This window comes from uncultured Romboutsia sp. (assembly GCF_958366745.1).
Taxonomy (GTDB): Bacteria; Bacillota; Clostridia; order Peptostreptococcales; family Peptostreptococcaceae; genus Romboutsia; species Romboutsia timonensis.
Map to the genome: position 1 here is coordinate 1 of NZ_CATXCO010000028.1, position 16,462 is coordinate 16,462.

A 16,462-nucleotide genomic window follows, 5' to 3' on the forward strand; every position below is an offset into this window, starting at 1 on the left:
AAAGAAAATAGCCATTTAATATAAGTAAAAATGGTTATTTTGTCTACAATCTGAGAGACTCTATTGAGTCTCTTTTATTATTTTATTATTTTGCTTGCACTTACAAATTTACTTTTATAATAGCTAGAACTTAAGCTATCTCCTCTTACCCCTTTACTAGTTGAAGCATATAGAAACTTTGAATCACCTATATCATTTTAGATATTTATTTATTTTCTTAACAATCCTATGGTAAATATAAGATAGTATAATTATTAAAATAAAATAAATTAATGTCGCCCAAAATTTATTATTAATAAATTTAAATATAAAATTATATTTATTTATAAATACCCCTTCAAATAAGTATAATTCAAAAGAAATATTACCTATAAAAGATAATATTTTAGACTCAAAATCGTTCATAAGCATAAAAATAGATATAATCATTATTGAAAACATGATTATAGATATTGTATAATATCTATAATCATAACTTCTATTTAGTGATATTTCAAAGAGTATAAAACTAAATAGAATTAAATGTCCTAATATACTTTTTAACATACTCTCGGATATATTTAATTCTTTAGAAAATAAAAAACTTAGGAATACACCTATAGGAAATAATAAAGTATATAATCTAACACCTACGTTTTGATCAAATAACTCATATAGATTATAGTAAACTATATATGAGAATATAAACATAGTAATTATCTTAAAATAATTATTTTTAATTAATTTAAATATACAAAAAAATGCAATATACCACAATATTAAAAAAGAAATGTACCACATGGTAACATCTATAACTGACTTAAAGTTCAATCCTAATATAGATGTTCCTATGGTTAATATTCTGTATTTATTACCTAATATATAATCTACAAATATCCAAATGATCATTACTATAGAGTAAGGCAATATAACTGCTAGTAATCTTTTCTTAAAGAAACCTATAATTCCCGATTTTATATATGATTGAGTTAGACCATATCCAGATAGTAGTAAAAATATACCTACTCCCCATGCACCTGATTTATTTATAAAACCCAAATGGCCTAATATAACTAAAATTATAGCAACAGCTTTTAGATTGTTTGTTGTGTGTTTACTGAAATAATTATTTAAATACATAGTTCTCCTTTCTACTTTTAAATATATCTGAATTATGCAAAAAAATGAAATATATACTACATTTGTAATATATATTTCATTTTTATTTTAACTAAATTTTTTTATTATTGAATCTACTATATACTTACTAGACATACCATCTCCATATGGGTTAGATGATTTACTCATTCTATCATATTCATTTTTATCTGTTAATAATTCTTTAGTTAATTTATATATAGCTTCTTCATCAGTTCCTGCTAATTTTAAAGTACCAGCATTTACACCTTCGGGTCTTTCTGTTGTATCTCTAAGTACAAGGACTGGTTTTCCAAGTGATGGTGCTTCTTCCTGTATGCCTCCACTATCAGTCATTATTATATGAGATTTATTTAAAAAATTGTGGAAATCCAATACTTCAAGAGGTTCTATAAGATGTACTTTACTATTATCTCCTAATACTTCATCTGCAGCCTGTCTAACTAAAGGATTTAAATGAACAGGATAAACAACTTGTATATCATCAAACTCTTCTACTATTCTCTTTATAGCTCTAAACATATTTTTCATAGGTTCACCTAAATTTTCACGTCTATGAGCCGTTAAAAGTATCATTTTATCATTTCCAATTTTATCAAATATAGGATGATAATATTCATCTTTTACAGTAGTTTTTAATGCATCTATAGCAGTATTCCCTGTTACGTATATAGTTTCTTCTTTCTTGCCTTCTTTTAATAGATTATTTTTAGAAACTTGTGTAGGAGCAAAATGCATATCTGCTATAACCCCTGTAACTTGTCTATTTACTTCTTCAGGGAATGGAGAATATTTATCATATGTTCTAAGACCTGCTTCAACATGGCCTACAGAAACTTGATTGTAAAATGCAGCTAAACTTCCTGATAGTGTTGTTGTTGTATCTCCATGAACTAGAACTATATTAGGCTTAACTTGCGATATAACTTCACTTAAACTTTGTAATGCTCTAGTTGTTATATCAACTAAAGTTTGCCCTTGCTTCATTATATTTAAATCATAATCTGGAGTAATATTAAATGTATCTAATACTTGATCTAACATTTGACGATGTTGTGCTGTAACACAAACTATACTTTCTATTTCTTCTCTCTTTTCTAGTTCTTTAACTAATGGTGCCATTTTTATAGCTTCAGGTCTTGTTCCAAATATAGTCATAACCTTAATTTTATTCATGTTGTCACACTTCCTACCTTTATTTTTCTTCTTTTACTAATTTTCTTAACTTAAAAATAAACTTTACATTACTATCATAAAATCTCTTTATTCTCTCTTTATTACCAATTATTCTGTAAAGCCATTCAATATTTAGTTTTTGTATAATTTGAGGAGCTCTTTTTTTAGTTCCGCTTATAACATCAAATGTTCCTCCAACACCTACGAATATCCCCTTTGAAAAACTATCATAATGTTTAGCTATAAGTAATTCTTGTTTTGGAACTCCTAATGCAACTAGTACGATATCAGGAGATATATTTTTTATTCTTTTAAATATATCATCTTTATTATCTACATATCCATCTGAATACCCAAGTATATTAACTTTAGGATATTCTTTATTTATATTTTTAACAGTTAATTCAATAACGTCCTTACTAGCGCCTAAAAGATATATTGATTTGCTATATTTATTAGCAAGTTCTAATAATTTATAACTTATATCTACACCTGTAATTCTTTCATTTATTTCAGTTATTCCTATATAATTCGCTGCTTTAACTACACCTATTCCATCCGGGACTATTGTAGTATCTGGTTTCATTAAAGCTTTATCAAATTCACTTATAGAATCTGCCTTCATAAAAGTTTCAGGGTTAGCGGTTACTATAAACATTTTATTATTGTTTACTAGATTATTTTCTAAAACTTTAAAAAAAGATTCTTTATTTCCTCTATATGTTTTTTTTATATAATTAATCATCCTATCACCTATTGCTTACTAGATATGTATTGTAAAAATTCAAACCACATATATGATATATTATCTTTAGAGTACTTATATGAATTTTCTCTACTATGTCTTCCCATATCTCTTCTTACTTCTATATCATCTATAAGTTTAATAATTTTATCAGCCATATCTTTTTTAGATCTATCTTTTATTAAATATCCATTTACTTTATCATCTATAATTTCACAAGCACCTTTTGCACTATCAAATGCTATACATGGTAATGCAAAAGATTGTGCTTCTATTAATACTAATCCAAATGATTCTTCATGCGATGCCATAACATATATAGATGAGCTTGATAGTTGTTTATTTATAAATTCTTTATCTTTATATCCATGTATTATTACATTATTTTGTAATGAATACTCCTTAACTTTGTTAATCAAGTGATTTTTTAATACTCCATCTCCAATTATATCCAGTTTCCAATCCTTCTTTTGATTATTTACTATTTTGAATACATCTAATAAATCATCAAATCCTTTTTCCGGAGATAATCTTCCAATCGAAATTATTTTTTTGCTTTCTAATGCTGATACCTCTCTTGGAATATAGTCTAAGCTATGAGGTATAAATACACAGTTAGTTTTTGTACCTTCAAAATATTTCTTATAAAAATCTGTTAACATTTGCGATACCGGCATAAAATAGTCTATATTTTTACATGACTCAACTAAGTCTTTTATATATTTTTCATTTTCATTATGATAAGTATGTTCCTGAGCTATAGTGATTAGATTCTTATTTCCATATTTCGATAATAGTTTGTTATGTTCTATTCTAGTTGATATAACAATACCCGAATCAATATTTTTTATTGCATCAATCATTTTAGAAGATTTAAGTTTTAGTATTTTTACACTTTTTAGTCCTTCACTTAAAATCTTAATTGGATTTTTAGTTCTTATAGCATCTTTAAGCTCTTTTTTATTTGGTGATAATTCAGTATCTAATAGATATTTTATTTTAACTCTATCATCAATATAAAAAGCTGGCTTATCATATAATTTATAAACTGATATAATTTCTACATCATATTTATCAATTAAAATATTACTAAGCGATGATATTGCTTTTTCAACTCCACCGTATCCTAAGTGCAGTGCAAGTATTGTAACTTTACACAAAACAAACACCTCAATTCATCCTTTTATTATTTATACTACTTTATTAAATATCTCATTATATAATTTTATTGTTGATGTTATCAAAAAGAAACCTACAGCGGGTGCAGTTAATATATGTCCTGCTGTAAATGCTATTCCTAGTGCCAATACTATATCTATAATACATATAACTATGTCTAAATTTAATAAGTATTTGCTTTTAAAAATTATTTGCTTCGCTATAAGTATAATAATTGCTAAAAATTGAGCAAAGTACACAGTAAACCCTAATATCCCATGTCTATATAAAATATCTAATTGATCTAGTTCTATAGTTTTTTGTGTATATACCTCGTCATTTATTTCAACTATAAACCCAAGTTTTTGCAATAATTCTAATTGTTTAGAATCTATTGTCTTTTTGGCATAAATCTCATCTCTAATCTCAACGTTATAACCAATACCAAATAGTTTATCTATCCAACTACTATTGTTAAATTTTTGTTTAATAATATCCGCATATATAGTTCTTTTGCTTAAAACAGCTGTTACTATTTCATCTTTGCTAACAGGATCTAAGTTATCTTTATCTTCTATTTGAGTATTTTGGTCTACTTTATTATGGCTTATATTATTCACTATTCTCTGTATAATATCTCCATAATTACGTTGTATATTTTTATATAATGGAGAAAACGGGAATATTAATATCATAGATATTAATATTGTAGACATCATTAATATTATTCTTTTCAGATTAAAATCTCTTTTATAATAAGAGCTAAATTTATTATATATATTCAAGATTATATAATAGATTATTATAAATACTGTTGTTCCACCCAAAGCTAAAAATGGTACTTTAGTTCCTAAAAACATTGTACTTGCTATACATATTGCACATGCCAAGGTATTTAACAATCTCTCTGTATCATTTACTAAACTAGAAATAGTAAAAGGAATTAATATTGCCATTATTGATCCTATTTCGTTAGCTGCATAGAACCATCCTACCGAACCATATCCATTACTATTATAACTATTAAAGTATGTATTGGTTACGGTTGCTATAAATATCGTTGATGTATATATCATTAATGTTAAAACTAATAACTTATTAGAGATATTAATTTTATCTTTTTGATTATATACAAACAATCCACATAAAACTATTGGAAAGTAAAAAGATTTTATTATTCCTTTTACTTCAATTAAAATCAAACTTCTATCCTTACTAAAGATAATAAATACTAAAAAAAATGTTATATAAATTAATATCATACTTAAAGCTATCTTTGAATACTTTATTAATTTATTATTATTAGATTTAGTAACTAATACATAAATACATAAGTACACCATGAATAAACTTCTTATTACTAGACCTAATGTTATAGGTAGTTCCATATTCCTAACCGCAAGTGAAGTTACTAAATCTAAGATTGGCTGTATCAGTATAAAGCCAACTATTAAATTTGAACTTAATAAAAAATCCATATTAATCTCCTTAATTAAACTATTTAAATTTTATATTTCGATAATATGAATATAATTTTAACCTAGACTTATTAGTAAGCCTTAGTTTTATAAATTTATTTACATTTCTTACAAAACTACTATTTCCTTCTAGCCATGTTCCAGTAAATATGTGTATTGTTTTTGAATTCACTGATGGGTTGCAAAGAACATCATCTTTGTATACTTTTATCCCTTCCCTTAACATTTGTTCTTGGTTTCCTATCTTACAATCATAATCTTCTATAAGTATATCTGATACCGTCTTTGTATTTACTTTATCATACTGATTATTCTTATCAAATTCAAAAGATTTATTATCATAATAATCTAGCATATCTTTTATAAAAGGATGATTTTTTTCTGCTCCAAATACAGCGGTAAATGGATATTGTGGATTTTCATATCCTACAAATGCTCTATTATCTAATAATGAATCTAAACTCTCAACAACTAATACATCTGTATCTAGATATATCCCTCCATAGTTATATATAGCATACGCTCTTATATAATCACTAACGTAAGCCCACTTTCTAGCTTCATAAGCCTCTTTTACAAATTTATTAGAATCTATATCAAAATTTTTCTCATTCCATTCTATAATTTCATAATCTTTTAGATGCTTTTTCCAAGTTTCCATACATCTTTTTATATCTTTAGGTTTTTCATTGTTCCCAACCCATACATAATGTATTATCTTAGGTATTGCCATATTTTCACCTCTAAATATTATTTTTTAATGATACTTTTACATACGGATATAGACATAAGAACTTAGTTATATCAATAGCCTTATCAATATCCTCTTTATTACTCACTACTATTTCATTAAATCCTATTTTCATTTCGTTGATTATATATAAATAAAGCTCTGATAGTTCATTGTTTAATAATCTATTATTGAACAATCTCATATCCTTTCCTTTATATATAAATTCATTTTCGTCAATATCTTTTATATATATTTTTCTACTTATATCAGATTTATAGAATTCTACCAGTCCTTTCAGAAATATATTTTTATCATATTCATTTCCAAATCTTTTTTGTATGACAAATTCTACTATAGATCCTTTATTTTTTTCTTCTCTATTGAAGTATAATGGAGAGAAATTAGATGCTAATTTTAATTTGTTAAAAATTCTATATATATAAAATTGTGTCTTATACATCGGTATATTATAAAATTCCATAAGTCTAGTTACAGTTCTTAATTCACCATTTATTACATTTAATTTTCCAATTTCGTTATTTATATAATTTCCACTATGAAGTCTATATTTTAACATTGGAAAATCTACATTTTTTACATCAAGCATATCAGCTTTTTCTGATAAGTTTGCCCAAAACGGCATATTCCATATTAAATAAGAATTATAAATTTCCTTAATAAAAGTTTCCTTTTTAGCAAATATTACATCTACATATAAATTTCTACCTAACCACAGCATTAAAGTAGGCAGCATCTTTTTATCCTTAGCGTACTTTAATACTTCTAATTTTCCAGTTATATTGTTATTTTCATCAATAGTAATTAAGTCACCTATAAATACTTTAGTATCTGGGTTTGCTTTTGCTTCTTCTACTAATCGCATAAACAAATTATCATCTGGTAATAAATCATCAGAGTGAAGTATATAAACAAATTCTCCCTTAATATAATCTATACAGTTCCTTATAGCATTTAATTGATCTTGATTCTTCTGACTATAGTATTCTATTTTTTCCTTATGAACACTATTATCTCTATATTGTTTTATTACATCTTCTACATTATCTGTAGAACCATCATTCATAATAATCAATTGCCAATTACTGTAACTTTGATTAGCAACACTATCAATTGTATCTATTATAGTACTACTATCATTATACGTCGGCATTATTATCGAAATTTTCATACTAATTCCCTTCTACCACTTTATTATATAGTTTTATTATTGAAAGTATTATAAAAATACTTACTGCAGGGGCAGTTAGAACATGTCCCGATGAGAAAGCTATTGCTATACCTAAGAATATAGCTATCATACAAGTTATAATATCTAAATCTAATAAGTATCTCGCATTTCTAAACAATGATTTTATTATAACTCCTATCAACATTATTAACTGTCCAAAGTATAATATTGTCCCTACTATACCATGTCTATAAAATATATCTAATTGATCCATTTCTATAGTTTTATCTGTAGATATTCCTGATTTTATCTCTATTACATGACCCAATCCTACTAATTTTTCAACTATAGATGACTTCTTATATATATTTTTAATTTCTTCAGCAACTGCCGTTCTATTACTTAACAATGAACCAACTAAATCATCTTGATTTATATGCATATTGATTTCTGGTTCTTGTTCTTCTGGTTCTACTACTACTACTTCTTCATTGGGATCCATAGGCTTAGTAGCAGGATTTTCATCTTTTGGTCCTTCTATAAATTGGACAATTTTGTGTACAATATGTCCATAATTAAATATCAAATTCTTATATACAGGTGATTTATAAAATAGCCCACAGAATACAATACCTATTGTAATTACATATATACTTATCTTCTTATAATTTAGTGAAGTCGATATTTTTTTTATTTTTGTGAATATATATGTAAATATTATATATACCATTAATATACCTAAACTACCTATAAATCCTATAAAAGGAACTTTTGTACCCATATATAAAGAGGATAAAATACACAATATTATAGATATAATATTAACTATATTAAGCTTATTTTCTATAATATTTATTATTGTAAATGGTGTAAGTATAGCAATTATAGATCCAATTTCATTCGCCGCAAAGAACCACCCTACTGTTCCTAAACCATATAAATATTCATTGTAGCTTCTAAAGTAAGTTCCTGTTATTGTTGCGATAAATATTACTCCTGTATATCCTAATAATAAATACATCAAAAAGTTATTAGAAATCTCCAAGCTATCTTTTTCATTAAGTATAAATACTCCAGTTAATACTATAGGGAAATAAAATAGTTTTATAACACCTTTTATTTCTGTAATTATAGATGTATCTTTACTTAATAATGTATATCCTAAAAAAGTAATTATATATACACCTATACCTATTAGTATCCATCTAGAATATTTATAAATTCTCCCTTGTGGTCTATAAACAAATAATGCATACATAAACATATATACCATAAATAGACTTCTTGCTATTATACCTATTGTTAAAGGTAAGTCCATATTTCTACTCATAAAAGATGTCAACAAGTCTAGTATTGGTTGTAAAATAATAAATAAATAAAAAAACTTTTTTTCTAAAATATTTGACATTTTTTCCTCCTTAAATAATTTCTATATTTTGTATATATTCGTAATAGATTGTATTTTATCACCCATATCAATTTATAGCATACAAAATAATTGTACCATAAATGTATTTTTTTTTATATACTAAAACATAGACCTACTAACATCTATTAGCAGGTCTGTGTTTTATCTTCTTATTTTTTTCATTAGTAAATCAATTATCATAGATACTTCTTCTATTTTTAGAATTATTACAGATATTCCATACACTATTACTCCTGCTAATACTGACACTAATATAGAAATAACTTGTCCTATAAACCCTGTTCCCGTATGATTTATAATAAATGCATGAGCAAAAGTCACACATACCCCCATTAAAATTGCTGATAAAAGCGACTTTATAGCAGTTGTTAATATTTTTTCCTGACCAAAGTTCCCTATTTTTTTTCTTAAACTATAAAATAATAAGAAAGTACATATAAGAGCGGATAGACTTGTAGCTAAAGCAAGTCCTGCATGCCCCATAAATTTCACAAATATTATATTTAAAACTATATTTAATCCCATAGCTATTGCACCATTAATCATCGGTGTCTTCGTATCTTGTAAAGAATAAAATACTTTATTGATTATATCTCTAAGTCCATATGCTACTAATCCTATTGAGTACATGGATAATGCACTTGCAGTCATTAATGTAGCGCTAATATCGAATGCTCCTCTTTCAAAAAGTAATTTAACTATAGGTTTAGATAATACAATAGCACCTATTGATATAGGTATAACTAAAAGTATTATACTATTTGAGCTCTTTACAATATACTCACTAAACTTTTCTTTATTATCGTCGTGCGATAATTTTGAAAGCATAGGATAAACCACTGCCACTATCGACGTAATAAAAAGTGCTAATATAAAGTTATTAAGCCTATCTGCAAAGTTTAAAGCTGATATACTTCCTTCTGGCAATAAAGATGCTAAGTTCTTATCTACCATAATATTAACTTGATTTACTGCTACACCGACAAGAACAGGACCTGTTAAAACAAGCATCTTCTTTAAATGACTATCTTTTAAATCAATCTGAGGCTTTAATCTATATCCTACTTTATATGCAAATGGTAACTGAAATATAACTTGACTTGATATGCCTATTAATGTTCCCCAAATCAAGACATAAGGCCCATACTTTGCACTTAATATAATCGATATTATAACAATTATATTTTGAGGTAAGCTTATTAATCCTGGTATGGTAAAGTTATTCTTAACTTGTAAATACGCAGTCAGTACATTTGAAATTCCTATGAATATTACACTAAATATCAATATTTTTGTAAATTTGACTCCTATTGCAAGTCTCTCCCCTTCAAAACCAAAAGCAAATATTTTAAGTAGTGGTTCTGTAAATATAAAGCCTAGTATAGCAATTAATATACAGATAATAAATACAATAGTTAATATATTATTTGTAAATTTTAGAGACTTTTTTTCTCCTAAATTAGCATTTATATCACAATATAATGGAATAAATGTTGTAGATAATGCCGCACCTATTGCTGCAAATATAACATTTGGTATATTCATCGTTGCAAAATATATATCAGTGTACATGCCTGCACCGTATACAAATGATAGTACCTGTTCTCTAGCAAAGCCTATTATTTTCGATAGTATTGTAACTATCATAAGGCCAACTGCTGCCTTTGCTACTTTACTCATAATCTTCTCCTTATTAATTTACTATTTTTCTCCTAAACGTCTCTAGTGCCTTTTTAGCTGTATCTGGCGCTAATGATTTTAGTTTAAATGTTTTTTTTCCTAATATTATTTTTTCTATATCATAATTAGATATTATATCTAAAGCCATATTTGTTAGTTCTAGTGGGCTCCATTCTGTGTCTACATTTCCTATTGATGGCTGTTCTATAAGATTTAAATATGAATCAATTTTAGGATCATAAGATATACCTATCATTGGAGTTCCTACTGTTGCTGCAAATATGAGTGCATGAAGTCTCATTCCAATCATAAGTTTAGAGCCTTTTATATACATCATTTTTTCTTCCATAGTTAAATCTTTAGAAAGTACCGTTGAATTATGCCTCATAAGACTAGCTACTTGTTTTGATACTGTTTCATCATATTTCCCATGCATAGGCACAAATACTACATTAATTCCACTTTCAACAATTTTATCACAAGTCAAAGCTATGTTTTTTTGAAATTCGCTATTATTTTTTTTCCAGTCTCTTATGCTAACCGTTATATAATCATCATTTATATAGTATTTAGGAAGCTCAAACTCGTAATTTTCAATATTAAAACCCATAACTGGGTCAGGTACTATATCTATATCTTTTCGTACTCCAATAGAATTAAGAAGTACTTTTGATTCTTTATCTCTAAGCGTTATATAATCTACTTTGTTGAAAAATCTACCTACGATTTTTCTATTATTTTTTTTCTCTATAGGACCTACACCTTGAGCATAAATAAAAATAGGTTTTTTAGCAAGTTTAGCAAGCCATATTATTCCTGTATAGTAAAGTATTGATCGTGAGCTTGTCACATCTTGAAATAAACTTCCTCCTCCACTTATAAGCCCATCACATTTTAATAGTTCTTTATATATTTCATTTAATTTCCATCTGTTAATGGCATTTACTTTATATGTATTTTTTGTATATTCAACGTCATTTGATAGTACTACTATATCAATATTAGGATCTTCATTTCTTAGTGCTTCTATTATAGATTTGAGTATGGCTTCATCTCCTATATTATAAAAACCATAGTACCCAGAAATTAATACTTTCATATAATCCTCCAGCTTTTTATTTCTATAAATAGTATAACCTATTGCTTATAAAACAATAGGTTATACTAAAATTTCTAATCTTTTATATCCGATCTTTTTAAAACCTTTAAGGCCGTCATTACTATAATATATAAATCCATTGTAAAGCTCTTAGTCATATTTAACTTTTTCTTCATTTCCTATATTATCTCGTCCATTAATTTGAGCCCATCCTGTAATTCCTGGTAAAATTTTATCTATATTATATGATTTTCTTAATTCAATTAAATCAACTTCTTCTAATATAACTGGTCTTGGGCCAACTATACTCATATCTCCCTTTAATATATTAAAAAGTTGCGGTATTTCATCTATACTAGTTTTTCTTATTATTTTACCTATTCTAGTTATATATACATGAGAATCAGTAAAATCATTTGTGGCTATATTAGGTGTTTCTATTTTCATACTTCTAAATTTGTATATATAAAAAGGCTTACTACCTTTTCCTGCTCTTAATTGCTTAAAAATTATCGGACCCTTTGATTCTAATTTTATAAGTATTGATACTATTACTAATATTGGAGACAATACAATTATCCCTAATATAGAACATACTATATCCAAAACCCTTTTTATAAACTTGTATATAAAATTCATTTCTTTATATGATTCCCTATCTGATGCTGTAGCTAAGCTTGCAGCTTTATTATATATAAGTTTATTATCCACAATATACCTCCTAACTTTATAATATATTTTTTAACCTTTTTTCTTTATTTTATATTTTTCACAATAATATATATATCTATTAAGATATTTATTGATATTTTTCTATTAAATGTAAGTTTGCACTATTATAATTCTACCATTTTTCGTCTTAATTGTATATAATTTTAATAAATAAATGAAAAAGTATAGCTAAATTTTTAAAAATTTAGCTATACTTTTTCATTTATTTTACCCTCTGTAAAGTTACTACAGATTCTGCTCTAGTTATATTATCTTTTGGTCTTAGATGTGTATCTAACACTCCCATATATCCATTGCTTACAGCCCCTTCTAAAGAGCTTGTCGCCCATGAAGATATCATATCATAATCTTTGTACCAAAATATTTTTTCTAAGTTTTCTTGTTTATTATTCATTATTGACGTTATAATTACTGCAACTTCTTCTCTTGTTATTGGATTATTTGGTTTAAAAGTGTTATCTCCGTTACCTTTTATATATCCTGCTTTAAATGCCTTTTGGACTTCTTCATAATACCAAGCCTCTTTATTTACATCAATAAATGAGATATCTTCAAGTTCTGTAAAATTAAATTTTCTATTTACTATTTTAATAAACTCTGCTCTTGTTATGCTATCATTAGGTCTAAAAGTATTCGTAGTATCTATCCATCCATTTTCCATGGCTTCTTTTATATTTGATTCTGCCCAATGGTCTATTATATCACTTTGTTTTCTTATTTCTATATTTGCTACAGAGCTTAATCTACTATCAGCTATTAAGTTTGCTGTATATCTTGCATTATCTATCTCACCATTATATATATATTCAATTACATTTAAAAATAGCACACTTTCAGTATATATTTTATCCAAATATTTAATCCTTGCTGAATTATCTTTATTTTCAAAACCAACTATATCATTATACTCTTTAAGTGCCTTTCCTCTTGTTCCAAATTCATCGCTATCATATGTATTAAGTCTTCTAGTCCAATCTATATCTTGAGCAATATAATCTGCATTTATACTTATGTTATTATAAAATCGTATACTAGCCTGAGCAAATTCAACTAGTTCTATTATTCTATTAAAATTAGTATTTATTTCTTTAACTTCAGCATTATTTTTTTCACTAGAATTTAGTTTATTATATGCATTTATATAATTATATTTAGATGCTAAAATACTTTCTACATCATTTATATTCGTTATTATACTATCCTTGCTTAATAAATCCATTCCTTTATAATTTATAAACTCATTATAAGCTCTCTTTAAATTTTTTATATTCTGTGATTCTACACCCGCTAACTTTATTCCATACTTAGCAGCAATTTGAACAAATGTTTTATCTGAGTTGTCAATTATAGCATATGCTCCTACATTAATCTGATCAAATAACCATCGAATCTCACTATTATGCATCCTAATACACCCACCACTTACATGCTTACCTATACTACTAGCATTATTATTTCCATGTATTGCATAAGTGGTCCCGTAAGTTGCTCCTACATGAAGCCCCAACCATCTATCTCCAAGTGGATTATTAGGGCTGCCTCCAGGAATTCCTCCACTATAATATGGTCTATTTTTTATTTTATTTACTATTTTAAACTTACCTTGTGGTGTTGGTGTCGATGATTTGCCTGTTGCAACAGAAAACTCTTTAACCAATACTCCATCTTTAAAATACCCTAATTTGTTTATCTTTGAGTTAATTATTAAATACTGTCCTTTAGATAATTGAGTACTTCTCTCTTGTGCATTTACATTAATCAAATTTGTACACAATACCATTGATATAGCCAATATAACTGATATTATACTATTAACTATACGTTTCACTCTCTATTCCCCCCTAATCTTTAGCAAAGTATCTTTCTAGTTAAGTTTATCAGTTTTATATACAAAATTGGCTAACATCCCTTCATCACTTTATAGTGTTTTTCACCAAATTTCCAATCACAAATACATCATATTTCTTAATTCCTCAATATATTATCAATATTCTTATATCCTAGATAAAATAACTATCGCTTCTGCTCTTGATAAATTTCCTTGTGGCACTAGCATCCCTTCAGGAGTACCTATTATATATCCTCGTTCAACAATAGCTTCAAACTCGTCTATAGCCCAATGAGCTATATTTAAGTAATCTGAATATCTCATTATTTTATCATGATTTTTATCTATTAATTGCATATAATTTGCTAACATTTTAGTTGCTTCTTGCCTTGTAATATGTCTATCCGGTTCAAAACTATACTCAGAGTTTCCTACACATACATTATTAGTAAACGCTATATCTATTTCATCTTTTGCCCAATGGTCTACAGTATCAGAAAAAATCTTTCCACTAGATCTACTTATTTCAAATTTTCTATTAATCATTTCAACAAATTCAGCTCTAGTTATGCTATCATTTGGTCTAAAATAGGTAGTGTCATCTATCCACCCATAATTTATAGCATTTTTTATATTATCTGCTGACCAGTGATTTATCCAATCATTTCCTGAACTATATGAATAAATTAAATTATACTTGTCTATATTCTTTAACTCACCTTTAGATGGCTTACTTACATTTAAATATGGTATCATTATGGTTTTATTCTCATACTCCTGAGGCTGATGCTTCAGACCAAAACTATGACCTAATTCATGTAGTGCTACTTCATTTATATGTTCTTTTGATAAATCGAAAGATTGTATTGTATATTGATTTAGATAATTTTGAGATTTTTGTAAATTTGACACTCCATTAGAATTTGTAGATATAGTAGACCTTGAAAGTCCTAACCATTCCTCTTTTGAACTATTAACTGAGGTCATAGTTATTTTTGATTCACTAACTTCAGATTTTATAAATCCAATTTCGCCAAAAGTATCAGCCTCAAAACTATTAATTGCATTTTTCCATGCATCTGTATGATTTCGGTACTTATTGGTATTTGATTCATCTATCTTATATTTAATATTTTTATAATCATTTATTCTAAATACATTATATGCATTTTCTCCCTTTAACACATCTGCATAAGATATATTATTTATAGCTGTAAGTATGAGTGTTATTATCATTATTATATATGTTCGTTTCACTATCTCAATCTCTCCTTATTTATATAAATATTTATCTAAAACTTCACCTTTTATATTAATATATGTATCACATATTTCTTGAGATTCACTTATAAATTCACTATCTTTTACTTCTTCTAAATATTTTATGCTTGATTTTTGATTGACTATATTATCTTCTTTTGATGTGTTATATTTTCCAAAACTTATAAATTTAATAGTGTATTGTTTTCCTTCTGATATATCATTTTCTCTTAAAAAAAGTATATATTCTTTATTTTCCTCCATAGGAATATATCCCTCTATATTTGTAAAGTTATTATCTTTTATCTCAAATGGCTCTAGTACAGAAATTATGTCATTTTCTATACTACCTTTGTACACTTTATCTACTTTAAATTCTGATATTGTTGATGGCCCCACTATATTAGTATCTTCATCTATTTTTCTATTTCCTGTAAAACTTCCTTTTAATATTATAGGTGCATTCTCATCTAATTCCTCTAGATCCTCTGGAATTACATATGACGCTGATATTATTTCATTTTTATTATAAGTTACTTTTGTATTTTTAGACTTTATAAGTATATTACTTGTCCCCAAAATAAATAAAAATATTATTATAATCGATTTTTTCATTTATTCATCTCCTCATAAGTTTTATATTATTTTTATACTTATGATTCTAGTTCTAGATATATTCTTACTTTGATATTTTTGAATATAAAAATATATTTATTTTTTAATCTGCATAATAAAAAACTCATAAGATTTAATATCTTATGAGTTTCAGATTGTAGACAAAATAGCCATTTTTACTTATATTAAATGGCTATTTTCTT

Annotated in this window: 14 protein-coding genes; all 14 read right to left on the minus strand. The window is 26.2% G+C overall.

Going from position 1 to position 16,462, the window contains the following annotated elements; genetic code table 11:
• Window positions 1-192: 192 nt before the first annotated feature.
• A complete protein-coding gene (locus tag Q5F54_RS03770) occupies window positions 193-1,119 on the minus strand; it encodes an acyltransferase family protein (RefSeq protein ID WP_288525673.1) in 927 nt (308 codons plus the stop codon).
• An 87-nt stretch (window positions 1,120-1,206) separates the two neighbouring features.
• Window positions 1,207-2,313 carry a non-hydrolyzing UDP-N-acetylglucosamine 2-epimerase gene (gene wecB / locus Q5F54_RS03775; protein ID WP_288525670.1) on the minus strand — a complete coding sequence of 369 codons (1,107 nt, stop codon included), beginning with the start codon at window positions 2,311-2,313 and terminating at the stop codon, window positions 1,207-1,209.
• 19 nt (window positions 2,314-2,332) lie between these two features.
• Complete coding sequence (locus Q5F54_RS03780; RefSeq protein ID WP_288247471.1) at window positions 2,333-3,058, minus strand: WecB/TagA/CpsF family glycosyltransferase; 726 nt, start codon at window positions 3,056-3,058, stop codon at window positions 2,333-2,335.
• A gap of 8 nt (window positions 3,059-3,066) precedes the next feature.
• Entirely contained in the window at window positions 3,067-4,227 is a 1,161-nt protein-coding gene (locus Q5F54_RS03785; RefSeq protein ID WP_288247472.1) for a glycosyltransferase, read from the minus strand.
• Window positions 4,228-4,248: 21 nt separating this feature from the next.
• Window positions 4,249-5,694, minus strand: a complete 1,446-nt coding sequence (locus tag Q5F54_RS03790) for an O-antigen ligase family protein (protein ID WP_281538445.1) — start codon at window positions 5,692-5,694, stop codon at window positions 4,249-4,251.
• A gap of 19 nt (window positions 5,695-5,713) precedes the next feature.
• Window positions 5,714-6,427 carry a glycosyltransferase family 32 protein gene (locus tag Q5F54_RS03795; RefSeq protein WP_281538444.1) on the minus strand — a complete coding sequence of 238 codons (714 nt, stop codon included), beginning with the start codon at window positions 6,425-6,427 and terminating at the stop codon, window positions 5,714-5,716.
• A 10-nt stretch (window positions 6,428-6,437) separates the two neighbouring features.
• Complete coding sequence (locus Q5F54_RS03800) at window positions 6,438-7,616, minus strand: glycosyltransferase (protein ID WP_281538443.1); 1,179 nt, start codon at window positions 7,614-7,616, stop codon at window positions 6,438-6,440.
• Between the two features lies 1 nt (window position 7,617).
• Window positions 7,618-9,024: an O-antigen ligase family protein gene (locus tag Q5F54_RS03805; protein ID WP_302333981.1), complete on the minus strand. Its 1,407-nt coding sequence runs from the start codon at window positions 9,022-9,024 to the stop codon at window positions 7,618-7,620.
• A gap of 162 nt (window positions 9,025-9,186) precedes the next feature.
• Entirely contained in the window at window positions 9,187-10,725 is a 1,539-nt protein-coding gene (gene murJ / locus Q5F54_RS03810) for a murein biosynthesis integral membrane protein MurJ (protein ID WP_281538441.1), read from the minus strand.
• Window positions 10,726-10,738: 13 nt separating this feature from the next.
• Window positions 10,739-11,824, minus strand: coding sequence for a polysaccharide pyruvyl transferase CsaB (csaB, locus tag Q5F54_RS03815; protein WP_281538440.1), 1,086 nt, complete (start codon window positions 11,822-11,824; stop codon window positions 10,739-10,741).
• 150 nt (window positions 11,825-11,974) lie between these two features.
• Window positions 11,975-12,535, minus strand: coding sequence for a sugar transferase (locus Q5F54_RS03820; RefSeq protein ID WP_302333982.1), 561 nt, complete (start codon window positions 12,533-12,535; stop codon window positions 11,975-11,977).
• A gap of 223 nt (window positions 12,536-12,758) precedes the next feature.
• Window positions 12,759-14,384, minus strand: a complete 1,626-nt coding sequence (locus Q5F54_RS03825; protein WP_281538962.1) for an S-layer homology domain-containing protein — start codon at window positions 14,382-14,384, stop codon at window positions 12,759-12,761.
• A gap of 165 nt (window positions 14,385-14,549) precedes the next feature.
• Complete coding sequence (locus tag Q5F54_RS03830; RefSeq protein ID WP_302333983.1) at window positions 14,550-15,641, minus strand: S-layer homology domain-containing protein; 1,092 nt, start codon at window positions 15,639-15,641, stop codon at window positions 14,550-14,552.
• Between the two features lie 15 nt (window positions 15,642-15,656).
• Window positions 15,657-16,259, minus strand: coding sequence for a hypothetical protein (locus Q5F54_RS03835; protein ID WP_281538964.1), 603 nt, complete (start codon window positions 16,257-16,259; stop codon window positions 15,657-15,659).
• Window positions 16,260-16,462: the final 203 nt, after the last annotated feature.